The sequence below is a fragment of the Thioclava sp. SK-1 genome (assembly GCF_001705665.1).
Taxonomy (GTDB): domain Bacteria; phylum Pseudomonadota; class Alphaproteobacteria; order Rhodobacterales; family Rhodobacteraceae; genus Thioclava.
Window position 1 is genome coordinate 17099 of sequence record NZ_MDHA01000040.1, and the last position, 17921, is coordinate 35019.

The following is a 17921-nucleotide window of genomic DNA, read 5'->3' on the forward strand; positions in this document are numbered from 1 at the left end:
CCTCCAAAATTTGCATACAATTGTATGCGATAATTTAGAGCGTCAGCCCGTTGATCAATGAACGCGCCGGTCAAGTTCTGGCATCAAACGGTCAATCACCCAAATCGTGATCGCGGCGTTGTTTGGCGCGGTAAAGCGCGGGTGAACCGCCGGTCTCTGCGCGGAAGACGCGGGACATGTGGCTTACGTCGGAAAACCCCAGCCGGTAAGAAATCTCCTTTAGCGGCAGGTTTGTTTCGCGCAGCATCACTTTCAGTTTCTGCACCCGTAGCCGGTTGGCATAGCGCGTTGGTGACGCGCCCAGCCTTTGCTGGAAGCGCCGCCGCAAAGTCGACTCGGACAGATTGGCCTTTGCGGCAAGCTCGCTGGTCGAAAGGTGATGATCAAGCTGGCGGTTGATCAGCTGAACAGCTGTGCTGACGCCATCGTCCTCGGCGCTGTCGCGAAAATCCAGCATGGTGCTTGCGCACCTTTGCAGCAGTCGCAAAAGCGCCATGTCGATTGCCGTCTCGATCAGCAGGTCCGAAAAAACATCCCGCCTTTCGCGGAACATTGTAAACACCGCCTCCAGCCCCAATACCTGCGCATCCTTGTCTAAGATGTGCTGTGGAACACCCCAGCTCAGCGTTGCTATCGTGCCGTCGGTGCGGTTCGCGCCATAGGCGTTGAACCTGGACAGCAACATATCAAGGTGGCTTGCTTCCACCTCAAGGCAGTCGCAGATGATCGGTGCCCCCGGATGTGCGCCTGCCAAATCAATGTTGAATTCCAGACCTGAAGGGACATAAAGCAAATCGCCGGGGTTCAGAACAAGCGGGGGAAAATCTGCAATTGTGATGATCTTCTGACCTGTGCGAAGAAGGCAAAGCACCGGATTTGCAAAGCGAAACTGGACCTGAGCCGGTGTATTCGTCACATAACGCGCGGCTTCGGAACGCGCGGCGAAATGGGCAATGCGATACTCGATCAGCTTTTGGACAGATGTATCCGGTGTTTCGGTGAACCGATCGCAGACGTCAGGCTGCACGCCGACGGGCGCGTTCATTTTTTTCTGCATGATCATTCCTCCCGATGTCGCCAGCCTTGGAAGGGCACGCATGTCCATCGCAGATGGACGGTTGGCATCGTGCGCACACAGGCCGGAACAGGCATTTTTATTGCGGCAATTGGGCCCATCGGCAAGACCCGATGAGGGCGGGGTATCGACTGTTACCCAGACCGTCATCGACCGCGCGGTGTTCTGTGCGCAATGATCACGCCTACAACACACGACCGCCCTGACGGCATTGCTGAAAATTCCCGAAAGGGACGGTGCAGCTTTGGTTTCGCCCGCGAAATCCCGTCCGATCAATAAGGTGCGGCGTATCAGGGAGGATAAAATGAATCGTTTTGCTTTGGCCGCCGTCGGGTTGGCCACCACTTTCGCACAGCCTGTATCCGCGGATGACGTGAAGGTCGGGCTTTTGCTGCCGTTTTCCGGTGTCTATGCCTCGCTTGGTAATGACATCGAAGCGGGCTTTCGGCTGGGCCTGGAGGAGTTCGGAGCCGACAGTGGTGCGACCTTTGAAGTGATTTCTGAAGACACCGAGGTAAAGCCGCCCGTCGCGCTGGCAAAAGCCAAGAAACTCATTTTGCAAGATCAGGTCGACGTTATGGCAGGTATTGTCAGCTCGGGCGTTCTGGGCGCGCTGCGCGATGTGGTTCACGCCGCCGAAGTGCCCCTGATCGTAGCGAACGCAGGCAATGATGATGCCACCGGGAAAGCGTGTTCGCCCTGGATCACCCGGCTGTCGTTCTCAAACCAGCAGGTGAACCGTCCGATGGGCAGCTGGCTGCACGAACAAGGGGTCCAGAAGGTCTTTACGCTGGCGCCAGATTATGCCGCCGGTCACCAAATGATTGATGGCTTTGTTCAAGGCTTCACCGATGCGGGCGGCGAGATCGTCGGACAGGAATACACCCCATTCCGCAAGACGCAGGATTTCGGCCCCTATTTGGCGAAGGCAAAGGCCAGCGGCGCCGATGCGGTCTATGTCTTTTATGCAGGGGGTGAAGCCATTTCTTTCGTCAAGCAATATGACAGCTTCGGCCTGAAGGCAGACCTGCCGTTATATGGTGCAGGCTTTTTGACCTCGCCGCTTTATGTCAATGCGGAAGGCCCCGCTGCGGTCGGCATTGTTGCCGCGCTGCATTATGTTCCGACCATCGACAGCGATGTGAACCGCGCCTTCGTCAGTGCCTTTGAAGAAAAGACGGGCCGGATACCCAGCGAATACGCCGTGCATGGCTATGACACAGCGCGCGCGGTGGCCGAAGCTGTAAAGGCAGGCGCGATGGACCGCGCAAGCCTGGGCAACGCGCTGCGCCAGGTCAGCTTTGAGGGGCCGCGGGGACAGCTGTCTATCGACCCGGCGACGAACAATCTGATCCAGCCGATCTACGTCTACGAGACGGTTGCAGCAGATGATGGTCTGACCCAAAAGGTTCTGGCACAGCTGCCCGCTTCTGCCGATCCGGCCAATGGCTGCATGCTCTCTGCGGTCGTCAACTGATCGCTCTTTTCCAATTACAGCGGACCGCCTGCCTGCCCGCCCGCCTGTTACCGGGCCGCATATGCGTCGGGTTTGGGCAGGCACCCCGCCTAGGCGCCCTCGCATAAGGAGGTTCATATGAACGCCGACGTTGGTTTCTGGATCCTGCAGTCGCTGAATGCGCTGCAACTGTCCATGTTGCTTTTTCTTCTTTCCATTGGTCTGACCGTGATCTTCGGCCTGATGCATTTTGTCAATTTGGCGCACGGATCGCTTTATGCGGTCGGGGCCTATGTCGCGGCGGCAATTGCAACGGGCTGGGGCTACTGGGCAGGGTTCTTTCTGGCGCCGGTTGCCGTGGCCGCTACGGGGATCGTGCTATATCTGGGGTTGATCCGCAAAATGCGACGCTCAGGCCCGATGGCGCAGGTTCTGGTCACCTTTGGACTGATCTTCGTGCTGCTTGATCTGACGCGGATCTTATGGGGAGACTTGCCGCTGGCAATCGAAACGCCCGCCCTGCTTCAGGGACGGATCAATATCCTTGGCATCGATTACCCCGCTTACCGGTTGTTTGTGATCGTGTTGGGCCTGGCGATATTTGCCGCATTGGCCTTCATTTTGGGGCGCACCCAGGTTGGCGCGATGATCCGCGCGGGTGTCGACAATGATGCGATGGCGGCCTGCCTTGGCATTAATGTCGAGCGCCTTTTCTTCACGGTCTTCTGTATCGGCTGTGCACTTGCAGGGCTCGCAGGCGCTGTCGCCGCCCCGTTGCTTAGCGTGGCACCCGATATGGGGCTGCAAATCCTGATCCCGACGTTGATCGTCATCGTGATCGGTGGGCTGGGATCGTTGAAAGGGGCAATCGCAGGGTCGCTGATCTATGGCATCGTGCAGACCTTTGGGGCGGTGATCGCACCACAGATGGCTTCCGTCCTCATCTACGCGCTTCTGGCGGCGGTGCTTGTCATTCGCCCGATGGGCCTGTTCCCGACAAAAGGATAACGCAATGTTCAGACACACGACTTTCCGCTACCTGGTGCTTGCAATCCTTGGCGCGGGGGCGCTGTTTCAGGCCTTTAGCGCCGGTTATTTTGGATTGGAGGTCCTGATAGAGATCCTGATCCTGGCTATCCTTGTTCTGGCGTTGGATATGGTCGCAGGCTTTGGTGGTATGGTCTCGCTTTGTCACGGGGCGTTGATGGGCTTGGGCGCTTATGCCTATGCCATGTTGTCTTCCATAGTGGGGCTGCCACCCCTAGCGGCGCTTGTCGGTGCGATGGCCATCGTTGGTGCACTTGCTTGGATCATAGGGGCGATCTGCGCCCGTAGCCACGGCATCTATTTCATCATGGCAACGCTTGCCTTCGGGCAGATGGCCTATTCCTATATCTTCCAGACGCCGATCTTTGGCGGGGATGATGGTATGGGCGGTATAACCCGTCCGGATCTGTCTGCGATAGGCATCGACCTGAATGACAGCCGAAGCTTTGCGCTTTTCTGTCTGGCGGGCCTCGTGCTGGCCTATCTGGCCGCTGTGGCTGTCCTGCGCTCGGGTTTGGGGCGGTCGCTATGCGGCATCCACCACAGCGAAGAGCGCATGCGTGCGCTAGGCCTGACCGTCTGGCGTGTCAAAGCCGATATCTTCGGCTTGTCGGGGTTGATCACCGGTTTTGCCGGAGCGTTGGCTGCGATGCATGTCATGTATATTTCTCCGGGCTTGCTGGACTGGACCGTGTCGGGTGAGGCACTGGTGGTGGTCATTTTGGGGGGGCTGGGCACGCTTGTCGGGCCGCTTGTCGGTGCGGTCGCCTTTGTCATCCTGAAACACGAGCTAAGTGCGGTAACACCCTATTGGCATCTTGTTGTTGGGGTCGTGCTTATTGTCGTGGTCCTCAGCCGGGCCAATGGGATCTTTGGCTGGCTGGAAGCCAGAATTGGCGCGCGCAGAATTTTTCCAACGCATGCCGCGGTAAAGAAGGTTCCCAATGATGCTTGAAACACGAAATCTTTCTAAAAGCTTCGGCCCGATCCATGTCACCCGTGACGTCTCGATCCGGTTGGAACGCGGCGAGCGTCGGGTAATCCTGGGCCCCAACGGGGCTGGCAAGACGACGCTTTTTAACCTTCTTGCCGGCGTGCTGCAGGCGGATTCCGGGCAGGTTCTTTTAGCGGGCAAGGACATTACCGCCCTGCCGGTCGCCCGTCGCGCACGGCGGGGAATATCGCGCAGTTATCAAAAGAACACTTTGTTCGATGGGCTCAGCGTGCGCGAAAACCTTGGCCTGGCGGCGGCGGTACAGGCGGGGCAAGCGCGGCGACTGTTCCACGATAGCCTGTCGCACCCAAAAGTGCGGGAAACGGTGGAAGAAGTGGCCCATCTGGCACGCTTGGAGCAGGTTCTGGACGCACGCGTGAATGAGGTCAGCTATGGCATCCGACGCCAGCTGGAGGTTGGCGTAGCGCTTGCGACGCGGCCCCAGGTCCTGCTGATGGATGAGCCCACAAGCGGTGTCGGTCCAGAGATGGCAGCCGGCTTCCATGACCTTCTTTCGGGGCTGCCGCGCGATCTGACTTTGCTGATCATCGAGCATGACATGGACCTGGCCTTTGAGGTCGCGGATAAGATCACTGTGCTGAACTATGGAGAAGTGGTTTTTGAAGGGCTGCCAGAGGCGGCACGCGGTTCCGACTTGCTGAAAGAAATTTACCTAGGGAGCTGGGAGAATGCTTGAACTGGCGAATGTGAACTCGGGGTATGGAGAGACGCAGGTTCTGCACGGGATGTCCTTCACGGCCCGGCAGGGCAGAGTATTGGCAATTTTGGGCCGTAACGGCGCGGGCAAAAGCACGACCTTGAAAACCGTGATGGGTTTGCTTCCGACCCAGAAAGGGTCCATCCTTCTGGACGGCATGTCCATGGCGACGACGCCGCATGCAATTGCAAACAGCGGAATCGCCTATGTGCCGGAGACGCGCGACATCTTCCCATCACTGAGCGTGCGCGAAAACCTTGAGCTGACAGCGCGCCGGTTTTCCGGTGACTGGACGCTTGACCGCGTTCTGGCGCTTTTCCCCCGGCTGGGGGAGCGGCTTGATAACGGTGGTACGCAGCTTTCCGGTGGGGAACAGCAAATGCTGGCAATCGCGCGGGCGCTTTTAATGAACCCAAGGTTGCTGATCTTGGACGAGCCGACAGAAGGCCTGGCGCCAATCATCGTGCAGCTTATCCACGACAAGCTACAAGAGCTGAAAGACGCAGGCCTGTCCATGATACTGGTTGAACAGAACTTCGGTTTCGCCACCTCGCTGGCAGATGATGTTGTCGTGGTGGGCAAGGGGCAGATCGTCTGGGAAGGCTCTGCAAACGAGATCCGCGCCGATGATGCGATCCAGCACCGCTGGTTGGGCGTGTGATCACGCAGCAAAGACGCTCGGCGGTTTCTGCCGGGCGATCCTTTGGGCGATCTGTAATAGGTTTTGCACATGTGCACCGCGTTCATCCAACCTGAAATTCAAAGCAAGCGTCGTGGTCCCCAACAGCGGCCGAACCTTGCAAAAGCGAACGCCTGCGCGCGGTTGCGACCCAACGCTTTCGGGAACGATGCAGATGCCTTCACCGATCGCCACAAGGCTAAGCGCGGTATGGGTGTCCATCGTCCAAACCTGCCGCGAGGTGTCAATGCCATGGGCCGCACAGGCCTGCAAAACCAGGTCTGCATAGCTTGGCCTTGGGAATTCCGGGTAAAGCACATGGGCTGTCGGTGGCAGGCGGCCCAGATCCAGAAACCCGTCTTGACCGACGCCCAGGCTTTCAGGGACAGCAACGATCAGGTCTTCTTCGACAAGATTGCGCGCGGTCAGCTCGGTGTCCTCCAGTGCGGGGCGGGAAAATGCCGCATCCAGTTCACGCGAAACGAGGCCTTGGTGAAGTTGCGCATTGTTCATCGGTTGAAGGTTCAAATCCACATCGGGGAATTGGGCCCGGAAGGTCTTTACGATCTCGGGCAGAATGCCAAAAGTGGCAGAGCCGACAAAGCCGATCCGCAAGCGCCCTTGCGCCCCCTGTCCCAAACGCCGCACTTCGTTGCGCGCGTCCTCTATCTGCCGAAGGATCGCCCTTGACCGTTCCAATAATCGTTTTCCTGCTGGGGTAAGCCGGGTCGCGCTGCGCCCTCTGTCGAAAAGCACGGCGCCAAGCTCGTCTTCAAACAAGCGTATCTGGCGGCTTAACGGCGGCTGCGCCATGTTCAGGCGCTCGGCTGCGCGTCCAAAGTGCAGTTCTTCGGCTACCGCGATGAAGTAGTTCATATGTTTGAAACGCATTGGATCTGGCCTTGTAAGATGAAGCTGGAAGGGCGGCGGGTGCTGATCGCATCTCGCCGCCCCGTCTGGCTGTGTGGCACAACGTCAACCGGTATCGCCCCCGGCCACCACCAGCGTACTGGCGGTTACATATCCCGCATCGCGCGAGGCAAGAAACAGGATCGGGCCGACCTGTTCCCCGAGCGAGCCGTAACGGCCCATCATCGTGGAATCAGTGACCTGCGCCACGGCTTGGGCCATCCAGGCCTTTTCCTCGTCGCTGTCGCCTTCGGGATTGCGCGCGATGCGTCGTGGCGGCGCCTCCGTCCCGCCCGGTGCCGCGGCGACAACCCGGATATTCTGACCCGCAAGTTCCATTGCCAGCGAGGCCGTCAGAGCATTCACCCCCCCCTTCGCAGCCGAGTATGGCACCCGGTGGATGCCCCGCGTCGCGTTGGAAGAGATGTTCACGATGACGCCCCCGCCGCGCTGGCGCAGGTGCGGCACGACGGCGTGGCAGGCCCAAAGGGTCGGGAACAGCGACCGCTGTATCTCTGCCTCGATCTGCGCGGGCTCGAACGCGGTAAAGGGGCGCATCCGGATTGCGCCACCGACACCTGTCACCAGAATGTCGATGCCGCCAAAGGCCTCAAACGCGGCCCTCATGACGGTTTGGGCACCTTCGTAGGTTTCCAGATCTGCCGTGACCGCGTGGGCTTGACCGGGGCCTTGCGCATTGATCTGGGCTGCAATCTGTGCGGTGAAATCGGCGCGATCGGCCAGCACCACATTGGCCCCTTCGGCTGCAGCGCGCGTGGCAACGCCGCGGCCAATGCCCTGTGCCGCGCCTGTGACCACCATGACCTGACCCTTGAACCTGTCGGGAAAGATCATGCCGCCTCCTCGGCTGCGCCTTCAGCCGGCGTGAATTTTTCGTAGTGGAAGCTTGCCGGGGCCATTCCCCTTTCATGGAAGAAGCTGCGCACGGCTTCGACCATGGGCGGCGGGCCGCAAAGATAGACATCAATGTCGCCAGCGTTCAGATGCCCGTCCTCAAGATGATGCGTCACATAGCCCTTTAAGGGATGCTTGCTGCTTTCATCGGCAACGACGCTGGCGAATGTCAGGTTGGGCAATCGCGCTGCCAGGGACCGTATGCGGTCCAGTTCGACCAGATCGCGTTCAGCCGTGACGCCAAAAACAAGGTGAATTGGCTGCACGGTGTCACCAGTGGCTGCCATGACCTCCAGCATCGAAAGTATCGGCGCCAGTCCCGTTCCCCCCGCCAGCATCACAAGCGGGCGCTGCCGTGCGCGAAGAAAGAAGCTGCCATAGGGCCCGGTGAAGGTCATCGTGTCACCGGGCTTGACCCTTTCGCTCAGGTGGCGGCTCATAGCCCCTCCGGGAACATTGCGGATCAAGAACAATGCCTCGGCCGCGCCCGGAGCAGAGCTAAAAGAGTAGGACCGTGTTTCGCCCGAAGGCATCGCCAGATTAACATATTGTCCCGGCAGGAAATCCAGCTTTGCCGGGTCCGACAGGGTCAGGCCCAGCCGGATTGTGCTGTCCGACAGGTGTTCCAGCGTGGTGACTTTGGCCGAAAACTCGGCCGGGGCAAGCTTGCAATTCCCCGAAGGCACAGGCACCGCGACGACGCAATCAGCCTGCGGAACCATCTGGCACGATAGCACAAGCCCGTCGCGGGCTTCTTCTTCGCTTAGGGCGTCTTCAAGATAGTCGTCGCCCATGTCATAGGTGCCTTCCTCGCATCGGCACTTGCATGTGCCACACACGCCATCAGAACAATCGACCGGCAGGTTCACTTTTTGCCGGTAGGCCGCATCCATCACGGTCTCCATGGCATTGACCTGAATGACCCGGGTGACACCATCTTCAAAATTCAAAGCTACTTTGTAGCTCATGTCGGGCCTCCCTTCAGACGTGATAGATGTCGATGACCTGATGGATGTAATCATCCTTCAAGATCACTTTCTTTGCGGTGATGCGTGGGGCGTCACCCGCCAGATCCAGCGTGTAAAAAGACGTGCCGAAAAACGACGATGTCTTTTTGTAGCGATGGCTTAGCGTGTGCCAATTGAAGCGCAGATCGACTTCGCTTTCGCGCCGATCGATGATCTCAACGTTGGAAATCATGTGATTGGTGCGCGGCTCCGGCATTGTCGCGCCGGACCGTTCGGTCTTGATCCGGAACACGCGGTCTTCCAGCCCTGCGCGATCCGGGTAATAGATCAATGAGACTTGCGCCTGCGGATCGTCGACCAATTCATCGTCGTCGTCCCATGTCGGCATCCAGAATGACGCTTCAGGTGCATAGCATTCCACCCACGCATCCCAATCACGATCATCCAAAAGACGGGCTTCGTGATACAGGAACTGCTCAATCGCGGTGAGATCGTTTGTTACGGGCGCGTTCATGCCGGTTCCTCCTGAGGAAGGGTTTCGCGTTTCAGGGCCGCAAGAAGCGTTTCAGACCAAAACTCGTGCTGGCGCACGAAAAGCCCTTCGTCCTCGGCGCGTTCCGCGCTCAGGATCGGGTTCATGCCCATGGCACGTGCATTGTCATCAGGCCCGTTGACCCAGCGGGTCGCACCACGGCTCAGGTCGTTCCAGACACCATCAGCGGCAGCATAAGCTTCTTGGCAGGCGCGGAACTCTTCAAGGTCATCGGGCGTGCCCATGCCCGAGACATTGAAGAAATCTTCGTATTGGCGCAGGCGAATGGCGCGTTCCTCTGCCGGTTCGCCCACGGGGGCAAAACAGTAGATCGTGATCTCGGTCTTATCGACGGAAATGGGCCGCACGACCCGGATCTGGGTCGAAAACTGATCCATAAGATAGACATTGGGGTAAAGGCCCAGATTTCGCGTCTGACCAACGATAAACCCGGTCTTTTCGGCGCCTAGACGCTTTTCCAAAGCGGCCTTGTGATTCCACACAGGGCGCACTTCGGGGTTCAGCGTCTGCGTCCATAGCAGAATGTGACCATAGTCGAAGCCATACACACCGCCAACGGATTTCGACCAGCCATTCGCATCAACCGCCTTGGTGCCTTCGTCCTTGCGGTGGCCCATTGTGGCGGAATAATTCCAGTGCACCGAACTGACGTGATAGCCATCGGCGCCGTTTTCCATCTGAAGCTTCCAGTTGCCGTCGAATGTATAGCTGGAATTGCCGCGCAGCACCTCTAGCCCGTTCGGGGCCTGATCAACGATTTGGTCAATGATAACGCGGGTTTCGCCCAGATAATCTGCCAAGGTCGGCACCTGAGCGTTCAAGCTGCCGAAAATAAACCCCTTATAGCTTTCAAACCGCGCAATCTTTTTAAGGTTGTGCGAGCCCTCTTTATTGAAGCCATCGGGATAGGCACCGGTCTTGCCATCCTTTACTTTCAAAAGCTTTCCAGCGTTGTTGAAGGTCCAGCCATGGAACTGGCAGGTGAAACTGGCCTTATTACCGTGCTTGCGCCGACAAAGTGTCGCGCCACGGTGGGCGCAGGCATTCACCAGCCCATGCAAGTCACCGCCCTTATCGCGGGTGATAATGACCGGCACACGGCCAATCCACGTGGTGAAATAGTCGTTGTCGTTCGGGATCTGGCTTTCATGTGCAAGATAGACCCAGTTGCCCTCAAAGATATGCTTCATCTCCAGATCAAACATTTCCTGGTCCGTGAAAATATCGCGTCGGCAACGGTGAATGCCCGTGTCGGGGCATTCAATCACCGCGGATTCGATCCGGGTTTTCAGGTCGGTCGTCATCAGTCATCCTCCAATTTGGCGGACCCTGCTTGCAGCAGGATCACGGCTTGCCTGGCGTTTGGCGGCTCATTGCATTGGACAACAGGGCACAGGTCCAGGACCCGCGGAACGGGTGAAGCGCCTCCTCCGGCGCCCAAACCTATTAGGTATCGCCTGATACCTCCCTGTCGGCAGCGTCCTCCTCTAGCCGACCTAACCAGGCGTGGTTTAATGTGACAAAGGGAGAGAGGTTTGGCCAAGACTGAGTTGGTCTGCCTTTATACTTGGGGGGTATAATATGGAAATGAGGCATCTGCGCTATTTCGTGGCGGTCGCGCGTGAAAGGAACTTCTCACGTGCGGCAGAGGCACTGAACATGGCGCAACCACCGTTAAGTCGACAAATCCGCGCATTGGAGCAAGAGCTGGGCACGGCCCTGATCGACCGAAGCGCCCGGCCATTACGGCTGACCTCCTCGGGGCGGCTTTTTCTGGAGCAAGCCGAACAAATTCTGGCCCATGCCGAGGCCACCAAACAGATGATCGAACGGTCTTCGCAATCGGATAAGCTAAGCGTCGTGTTCGGCTTTGTCGCGTCGACCATGTATGGACGTTTCCCGGCATTGATCCGGGATTTCCGTAAACACGCGCGCGATGTCGATGTCAACCTGGTTGAGATGAGCAGCCTTGAACAGATCGGCGCACTTAAGGAAGGTCGCATCGACGCGGGCTTTGGCACGCAACGGTTCGAGGACCCTGCGGTGCGAAGGGTCTTGTTACGGGAAGAAAAGATGGTCGTCGCTCTGCCAGAGGCTCATCCATTGGCGGCGGGCCGAACGCCGCTGAGCCTGGCGCGGATCGCGCAAGAGCCGCAAATCCTTTACCCCAGCAAACCGCGCCCCAGCTATGCAGATCAGGTGTTGGCGGTATTCCACGATCACGGCCTTACTCCCGCAATCGCGCATGAGGCCCGGGAATTGCATATTGCCATCGGGCTGGTTGCCGCCGAGGAGGGGATCGCCGTTGTTCCCGAGTCGCTTGAACGCCTGCGCATGGACGGCATTTGCTACCGCGCGATCCATGAAGGCCCCACCTCACCGATTTTCATGAGCTTCCGCAATGGTGATACCTCCAAGCCCATCTGCACCATGAAGGAGGTGATCCGAATGCGCTATCCTGATTGGGGATATGCGGTCCCCGAAGGCCTGCGCTGCACGGCGTCGCACAGTTAAAGGCGCCATGACATCGCCCCTTTTGCGGATCTTATGTAGCGTAGTAAGCGCGCAGGAAAACCCGGATCTTTCGCAAGATCATTGACCGTTCCCGCCCCCCCCCAGCGAAGGCCGGTTTCATCGACAAAGACGGTGCGCATATAATCGGTAACGGGCGTGAACACATTGACGTTTCGCCTGGCCAAAGCCTATGGCATGGTCGCGTTGGCGTGTCCGGGCATCTTGGCTTTGACATCTATCTTCACATACAAAATACCGACCTTGCCGCAACCATCACCCTTCGCATCAATAGGGGGCGCGCTAAGCCATGGCGACACCAATCACCTGACGCCGCGCGCGGAAACGATCCACGGCGATGATAATAAAGGACATAAAGCAATGAAACGCCTGAACGGAAAATCCGCCCTGATCACGGGTGCTGCACGCGGCATCGGCCGCGGCTTTGCCGAGGCTTACCTGCGTGAGGGCGCTACAGTCGCCATCGCAGATATCGACCTTGAGGCGGCTGAAAAGACCGCAGCCGAGCTTGGCGACAATGCCTATGCTGTTCAGATTGATGTCTCGCAGCAAGACAGTATTGACGCGGCCATCGCGGCTGTTGTGGCGCGGGCCGGTGGGATCGACATCTTGATCAATAACGCGGCGCTTTTTGATGCGGCAGAAACGGTGGACATCACGCGGCAAAGCTATGACCGGCTGTATGCGGTCAATGTGTCGGGCACGCTGTTCACTATGCAGGCCGCAGCAAAGCAGATGATCGCACAGGGCAAGGGCGGTAAGATCATCAACATGGCCAGTCAGGCTGGGCGACGCGGCGAGCCGCTGGTGCTGGTCTATTGCTCTACCAAGGCAGCGGTGATTTCGATGACGCAATCGGCGGGACTGAACCTGATCAAACACGGTATCAACGTCAATGCGATTGCGCCCGGTGTCGTGGATGGGGCCCATTGGGACCATGTCGACGCAATGTTCGCCAAGCTGGAGGGCAAGGTGCCGGGGCAAAAGAAGGCCGAAGTCGCCGCCGGGGTGCCCGCTGGGCGTTTTGCCCTCCCAGGCGATCTTACGGGTATGGCCGTTTTCTTGGCCTCCGGCGACAGCGATTATATTGTGTCGCAAACCTATAATGTCGATGGCGGGCAGTGGATGAGCTAAGGCAAGGCGACCGGGTTGTGAGCGGTCCCGATCTGGCCGTTTCAACCTGCCGCGCCGATGGGATGGTGTGAAATACCGTTCAGGCGCCGCACCTGCACCCATAGGATGAAATGCAGATTTTCGGGCCGGGCCAATCGGTCTACTGCGTTTGGGGGAGCAGCGCGACATTGGGTATCGACAGATTGCCAAACCGGCACGCTATCGTTACGCCATCAATGACCAAAAGATGGTATCTTTGGCGCAATGCGAATGGGCGCCGGCCCGTGCCAAAGGCCGGGTTCTGGGGCCTTGGGTCATCAACGGGGACCCTGTGTTGTCTGTCACCTTCCGAAAAGGAAACTTTTGTCGTGTTTCAATTGGTCACCGGGGCGCTTGGCCTCTTTGTCGCGCTGCATCTTTGGCCGTTGTTACCTGCGTCCTTGCTGGTGCGGATCCTATCTTGCATCTGCATCGGGGTGATTTCGCAGCATCATTTTCTGACGAAGCTTGCCTTCGGCACGATGTTTTCCGCCGAGGTTCCGCGCTTTGTTGTGATCGGGGTGAATGTGCTTTTCGCTACGCTGGTCTTCGCCGCTGTGTTGTTTCTTGCGCTGGATCTATTGAGGCTGATTGTTGCGGTGGTGCGGCGGGCATGGATACCCCTGCCTTTGGTCGCAGGTTGGGGTGTTTTGGGGGTGGCGTTGGTGCTTGGGGTGATCGGTGTGGTATCGGCCATCGCCCAGCCCGCGGTGCGCCGCGTCGACATACCCATTGCCAATCTTGCGGAACGCTTTGACGGTTACCGCATCGTACAACTGACCGATCTGCACCTAAGCCGTTTGTTCCAGGCCCCCTGGGCCACCGAATTGGTGCTCCGCACGAATGCGCTGGCCCCCGATGCCATCTTGATCACCGGAGACCTGATCGATGGCACGTTAGAAGCCCGCGCGCGCGATGTGGCGCCGCTGGCCGATCTGCAGGCGGCGGATGGCGTTTTTGTGGTGTCGGGCAACCATGAGTATTATTTTAACCACGACAGGTGGATGGCACATTATGCAGGGCTGGGAATGACGGTACTGCATAATGAACATGTCGTTCTTGGCGGGCCTGCGGCGGGACTGGTGCTGGCGGGCGTGCCGGATCGGTCGGCACATCGGTTTGGCCTGTCCGGGCCTGATCTTGGTGCTGCCCTGCGCGGTGCCCCCAAAGGCCTGCCGGTAATCTTGTTGAACCATCAGCCCGCCGACGCCCATCTGTCGGCGCAGGCCGGTGTCGATCTGCATCTGTCGGGGCATACGCATGGTGGTATGATCCGTGGTCTGGACGCCCTTATCGCCCGTTTCAACGATGGTTTCGTTTCCGGTCTGTATCGATTGGGGGACACGGCACTATACGTCAATAACGGCACGGCCCTTTGGCCCGGATTTTCCGTGCGCCTTGGGGTGCCGTCGGAACTGACGGTGTTTACGCTGGTGCGCGCGTAAGGCGATAACACGGCCGTGCCGGATGCACGGAATGCTGATCGGCCCTGTCGCCTCGCCCCCCCTACCCATCATGCGCTGCTGATTAATATCGCGCGGAAATCATTGACATTTGTCAATGTCGGGCCGGTAATCACCTGATCGCTAAGGGCAGCGAAAAACCGGTGCGCATCATTGTCTTCAAGATAGCTGTCCGCGGCGTGTCCCAGCGCGGTGGCACGCGCAAGCGTGGTCGCATCGATGAAGGCGCCTGCCACTTCGGCGCCACCGTCGACGCCATCGGTGTCACAGGCAATCGCGGCAATTCCGGGCGCGCCGTTCAGGGCGATCGCCAGTGCCAGTGCGAATTCGGCATTGGGACCGCCCACGCCCTTGCCACGCCGTGTCACGGTGCATTCGCCGCCCGACAGCAACAGCATCTGTTGCCCCGGCGCAAGCTGTGCCTGCTCCCGGCGGGCCAGGGCCGCTTGTGCCTGTGCCAGAGTGCGGGCCTCCCCTTCCAGCGCATCGCCAAGATGGCGAACCGAAATCCCGTTTTGTTTGGCCAGCGCAGCGGCGGCGTCCAGCGATTGCGATGGTGCGGCCACGACGCGGTTGCGGACCGTGGCGAAACAGGCGGCATCGGGCGCAGGTGTCTGGCGCGGACCCTCCAGCACAGCGTGCTGTGCGGCCGAAAGCGAGATATTCCAACGCGCAGCAATCTCTCGCGCTTGCGCCTGTGTCGAACAATCGGGCACTGTCGGTCCTGACGCAACCAGCCCGGGATCATCGCCCGGTACATCCGAGATGATCAGCGACAGCATCGGGGCCGGTGCTGCCAGCGCCGCCAACCCGCCGCCTTTGACCCGTGAAAGATGTTTGCGCAGCACGTTCATCTCGCCTATCGGGGCGCCACTGACAAGCAGCTCGCGGCTTAGCGTTTGCTCCTCTTGCAAAGTGATCTTTCCGGCCGGGCAGCTCAACAAAGATGAGCCGCCCCCCGAGATCAGCGCAATGACATGATCATCCGGCCCCAACCCAGCCAAAAGCGCGCATATGCGCCGCGTCGCCTTGACGCCGCGCGCGTCTGGCACCGGATGGCTGGCGGCTGCCACCTCAATACCTGTCAGGGGGCGCTCATACCCGTCACGGGTCACGATCAGCCCTTCGCACGGGCCCCATGCCGCCTCTACCGCTTCGCCCATCCGGGCAGAGGCCTTGCCCGCCCCTATGATCACAACGCGCCCTTTGGGGCGGTCTGGTAAGGCGGGTGCGATGACGCGCATCGGATCGGCGGCCGCCACCGCCGCGTCAAACAGCTCACGCAGTATCTGCTTATCCAAGTGCATCTGCCACAGCCTTACCGCAGGTTATAGTATCAGCTGTGCCGCCCAGATCACGGGTGCGCAACGCAGGTTCGCACAGCACGCGTTCAATCGCGGTCACGATCTCGGCCCCGGCTTGGGGATATCCCAGATGGTCCAGCATCATCGCCCCGGCCCAGATCTGGCCAATTGGGTTTGCGATCCCCTGCCCCGCGATATCTGGCGCAGAGCCGTGAACCGGTTCAAACAATGACGGGAAATGCCGTTCGGGATTAATATTGCCAGACGGCGCGATGCCAATGGTTCCGGTGCAGGCCGGCCCCAGGTCGGACAGGATATCGCCAAACAGATTTGACGCCACAACGACATCAAAACGATCGGGATTAAGAACGAAATGCGCCGTCAGAATATCAATATGGTATTTGTCGCATGTCACGTCCGGATAGGCCTGTGCCATGTGTTCAACACGCCCGTCCCAATAGGGCATGGTCACCGAAATGCCATTTGATTTTGTCGCCGATGTCAGGCGTTTGCGCGGGCGTTTTTGTGCCAGATCGAATGCGTATTTCAGCACCCTGTCAACGCCCACGCGGGTCATCACGGTTTCTTGCATAACGACTTCGCGGTCGGTGTCGGGGAACATCTTGCCACCGATGGAACTGTATTCCCCCTCGGTATTTTCACGCACGATCCACATGTCGATATCACCGGGCTTGCGCCCGGCCAGCGGGCTTTTGACACCGGGCATAAGGCGGGCTGGGCGCAGGCTGATATATTGGTCGAACTGGCGTCTGAACTGGATCAGGGACCCCCATAAAGACACATGATCGGGCACTGTTTCGGGCCAGCCGACGGCGCCGAAAAACAATGCATCCGCCGCGCCGATACGGTCTTTCCAATCATCAGGCATCATCGTCCCGTGTTTAGCGTAATAGTCACAAGAGGCAAAATCATGCATCTTGAAGCGCAGGTCGATAGCATGGCGCTTTGCTGCTGCTTGCAGGACGCGCAGCCCCTCAGGCATCACCTCTTTGCCGATACCATCCCCGGCTATCACCGCGATATTCAAATGGGTGCTCATTGTTCTGCCTCAATCGTTCTTGCCACGAAGCGCGGCAATCACTGCGTCCGTCACCATCTGTGTGCTGGCCGTTCCGCCCAGATCGGGCGTATGCAGTGCGGGGTTGGCGGTGACCGTCTCGATCGCGGCCATCAGCCGGGCTGCGGCAGGTGCTTCGCCCAGATGGTCCAGCATCATCGCTGCGGTCCAGAAGGTTGCGACGGGATTGGCGACGCCTTTGCCAGTGATGTCAAAGGCAGAGCCGTGGATTGGTTCAAACATAGAAGGGGCATCGCCTTCAGGGTTCAAATTCGCCGTGGGTGCAACACCGATAGATCCCGACAAAGCCGCCGCCAGATCCGAAAGGATATCGGCATGCAGGTTCGTGGCGACGATTGTATCAAGGCTTTGCGGCTGCATCACCATGCGCACCGTCATCGCATCCACCAGCATCTTATCCCATGTCACATCCGGGAAGTCCTGCGCCACTTTGGCGGCAATCTCGTCCCACAGCACCATGCCATGGCGTTGGGCATTGGATTTCGTCACCACCGTCAGCAATTTGCGCGGGCGGGCTTGTGCCAACTTGAAGGCAAAGCGGATGATCCGTTCGACCCCGACGCGGGTAAAGATAGAGACATCTGTGGCCACCTCGATCGGCAGGCCAATGTGTGATCGCCCCCCCTGCCCGGCATATTCCCCTTCAGAGTTTTCACGCACGATGACCCAGTCAAGCTCGTCACGCTCAACGCCGCGCAACGGCGATGTGATCCCTGGCAGCATCCGCGTCGGGCGCACATTGGCATACATATCCAGTGGCTGGCAGATCGCCAGGCGCAGGCCCCACAGTGTCAGGTGATCGGGCACGTCGGGCGCGCCGACTGCACCGAACAAGACGGCATCAAAGGCGCGTAATTGTGCGGCCCCATCCATGGGCATGAATTCTCCGGTCCGCTTATAGCGATCGGTGGACCAGTCAAAGCTGGTCACGTTAAAGCCGAATTGGCCATCACGCGCAGCCAATGCGTCCAGCACCGTCAGGCAGGCGTTCACAACCTCCACACCGATTCCGTCACCGCCGATTGCGGCGATCTTATGCATTTTCATGATTTCATTC

Annotated in this window: 17 protein-coding genes; 8 read left to right on the forward strand and 9 right to left on the reverse strand. The window is 59.0% G+C overall.

From position 1 onward, the window contains the following. Positions 1-91: 91 nt before the first annotated feature. Entirely contained in the window at positions 92-1057 is a 966-nt protein-coding gene (locus BFP70_RS08960; protein WP_176715533.1) for an AraC family transcriptional regulator, read from the reverse strand. A gap of 322 nt (positions 1058-1379) precedes the next feature. Between BFP70_RS08960 and BFP70_RS08965 the strand changes: the two genes are divergently transcribed. The 5 genes from BFP70_RS08965 (at position 1380) to BFP70_RS08985 (ending at position 5951) form a co-directional block, all read left to right on the forward strand. Then, on the forward strand, positions 1380-2552 hold the full coding sequence (locus BFP70_RS08965) for an ABC transporter substrate-binding protein (protein ID WP_066011040.1): 1173 nt from the start codon (positions 1380-1382) through the stop codon (positions 2550-2552). Between the two features lie 117 nt (positions 2553-2669). Continuing rightward, complete coding sequence (locus BFP70_RS08970) at positions 2670-3539, forward strand: branched-chain amino acid ABC transporter permease (protein WP_066011041.1); 870 nt, start codon at positions 2670-2672, stop codon at positions 3537-3539. Positions 3540-3543: 4 nt separating this feature from the next. Beyond that, positions 3544-4533 carry a branched-chain amino acid ABC transporter permease gene (locus BFP70_RS08975; RefSeq protein WP_066011042.1) on the forward strand — a complete coding sequence of 330 codons (990 nt, stop codon included), beginning with the start codon at positions 3544-3546 and terminating at the stop codon, positions 4531-4533. Then, positions 4523-5269, forward strand: a complete 747-nt coding sequence (locus BFP70_RS08980) for an ABC transporter ATP-binding protein (RefSeq protein ID WP_255356654.1) — start codon at positions 4523-4525, stop codon at positions 5267-5269. The genes BFP70_RS08975 and BFP70_RS08980 overlap by 11 nt, the downstream gene beginning before the upstream one ends. Further along, positions 5262-5951 (forward strand): ABC transporter ATP-binding protein, encoded by a 690-nt coding sequence (locus tag BFP70_RS08985; protein ID WP_066011043.1) that lies wholly within the window; start codon positions 5262-5264, stop codon positions 5949-5951. The genes BFP70_RS08980 and BFP70_RS08985 overlap by 8 nt, the downstream gene beginning before the upstream one ends. Here BFP70_RS08985 and BFP70_RS08990 read toward each other — a convergent pair whose 3' ends face one another. From BFP70_RS08990 to BFP70_RS09010, 5 genes are all read right to left on the reverse strand, one after another. After that, a complete protein-coding gene (locus BFP70_RS08990; RefSeq protein WP_066011044.1) occupies positions 5952-6860 on the reverse strand; it encodes a LysR substrate-binding domain-containing protein in 909 nt (302 codons plus the stop codon). It lies immediately after the preceding gene. A gap of 84 nt (positions 6861-6944) precedes the next feature. Further along, complete coding sequence (gene benD / locus BFP70_RS08995; protein WP_066011045.1) at positions 6945-7733, reverse strand: benzoate diol dehydrogenase BenD; 789 nt, start codon at positions 7731-7733, stop codon at positions 6945-6947. Next, on the reverse strand, positions 7730-8761 hold the full coding sequence (gene benC / locus BFP70_RS09000) for a benzoate 1,2-dioxygenase electron transfer component BenC (protein ID WP_066011046.1): 1032 nt from the start codon (positions 8759-8761) through the stop codon (positions 7730-7732). Before benC ends, benD begins: the two co-directional genes overlap by 4 nt. A 13-nt stretch (positions 8762-8774) precedes the next feature. Further along, positions 8775-9275 carry a benzoate 1,2-dioxygenase small subunit gene (gene benB, locus BFP70_RS09005; protein ID WP_066011047.1) on the reverse strand — a complete coding sequence of 167 codons (501 nt, stop codon included), beginning with the start codon at positions 9273-9275 and terminating at the stop codon, positions 8775-8777. Continuing rightward, the gene (locus tag BFP70_RS09010) at positions 9272-10618 is read right to left on the reverse strand and encodes a Rieske 2Fe-2S domain-containing protein (protein ID WP_066011048.1); all 1347 of its coding nucleotides are present in this window, start codon (positions 10616-10618) and stop codon (positions 9272-9274) included. Before BFP70_RS09010 ends, benB begins: the two co-directional genes overlap by 4 nt. A 277-nt stretch (positions 10619-10895) precedes the next feature. On the opposite strand from BFP70_RS09010, the gene BFP70_RS09015 reads away from it, so the two are divergent. From BFP70_RS09015 to BFP70_RS09025, 3 genes are all read left to right on the forward strand, one after another. Beyond that, positions 10896-11828, forward strand: a complete 933-nt coding sequence (locus BFP70_RS09015; protein ID WP_066011049.1) for a LysR family transcriptional regulator — start codon at positions 10896-10898, stop codon at positions 11826-11828. A 378-nt stretch (positions 11829-12206) separates the two neighbouring features. After that, the gene (locus BFP70_RS09020; RefSeq protein WP_066011163.1) at positions 12207-12980 is read left to right on the forward strand and encodes an L-iditol 2-dehydrogenase; all 774 of its coding nucleotides are present in this window, start codon (positions 12207-12209) and stop codon (positions 12978-12980) included. A 215-nt stretch (positions 12981-13195) separates the two neighbouring features. Beyond that, positions 13196-14443 (forward strand): metallophosphoesterase, encoded by a 1248-nt coding sequence (locus BFP70_RS09025; protein ID WP_083217426.1) that lies wholly within the window; start codon positions 13196-13198, stop codon positions 14441-14443. Between the two features lie 68 nt (positions 14444-14511). On the opposite strand, the gene BFP70_RS09030 is transcribed toward BFP70_RS09025, so the two are convergent. Genes BFP70_RS09030 through BFP70_RS09040 form a run of 3 tightly spaced genes read right to left on the reverse strand, consistent with a single transcriptional unit; the run spans position 14512 to position 17911 of the window. Next, entirely contained in the window at positions 14512-15768 is a 1257-nt protein-coding gene (locus BFP70_RS09030; protein ID WP_066011050.1) for a glycerate kinase, read from the reverse strand. Then, entirely contained in the window at positions 15755-16825 is a 1071-nt protein-coding gene (locus tag BFP70_RS09035) for a tartrate dehydrogenase (RefSeq protein ID WP_066011051.1), read from the reverse strand. The genes BFP70_RS09030 and BFP70_RS09035 overlap by 14 nt, the downstream gene beginning before the upstream one ends. A 9-nt stretch (positions 16826-16834) precedes the next feature. After that, positions 16835-17911 carry a tartrate dehydrogenase gene (locus BFP70_RS09040; RefSeq protein ID WP_066011052.1) on the reverse strand — a complete coding sequence of 359 codons (1077 nt, stop codon included), beginning with the start codon at positions 17909-17911 and terminating at the stop codon, positions 16835-16837. Positions 17912-17921: the final 10 nt, after the last annotated feature.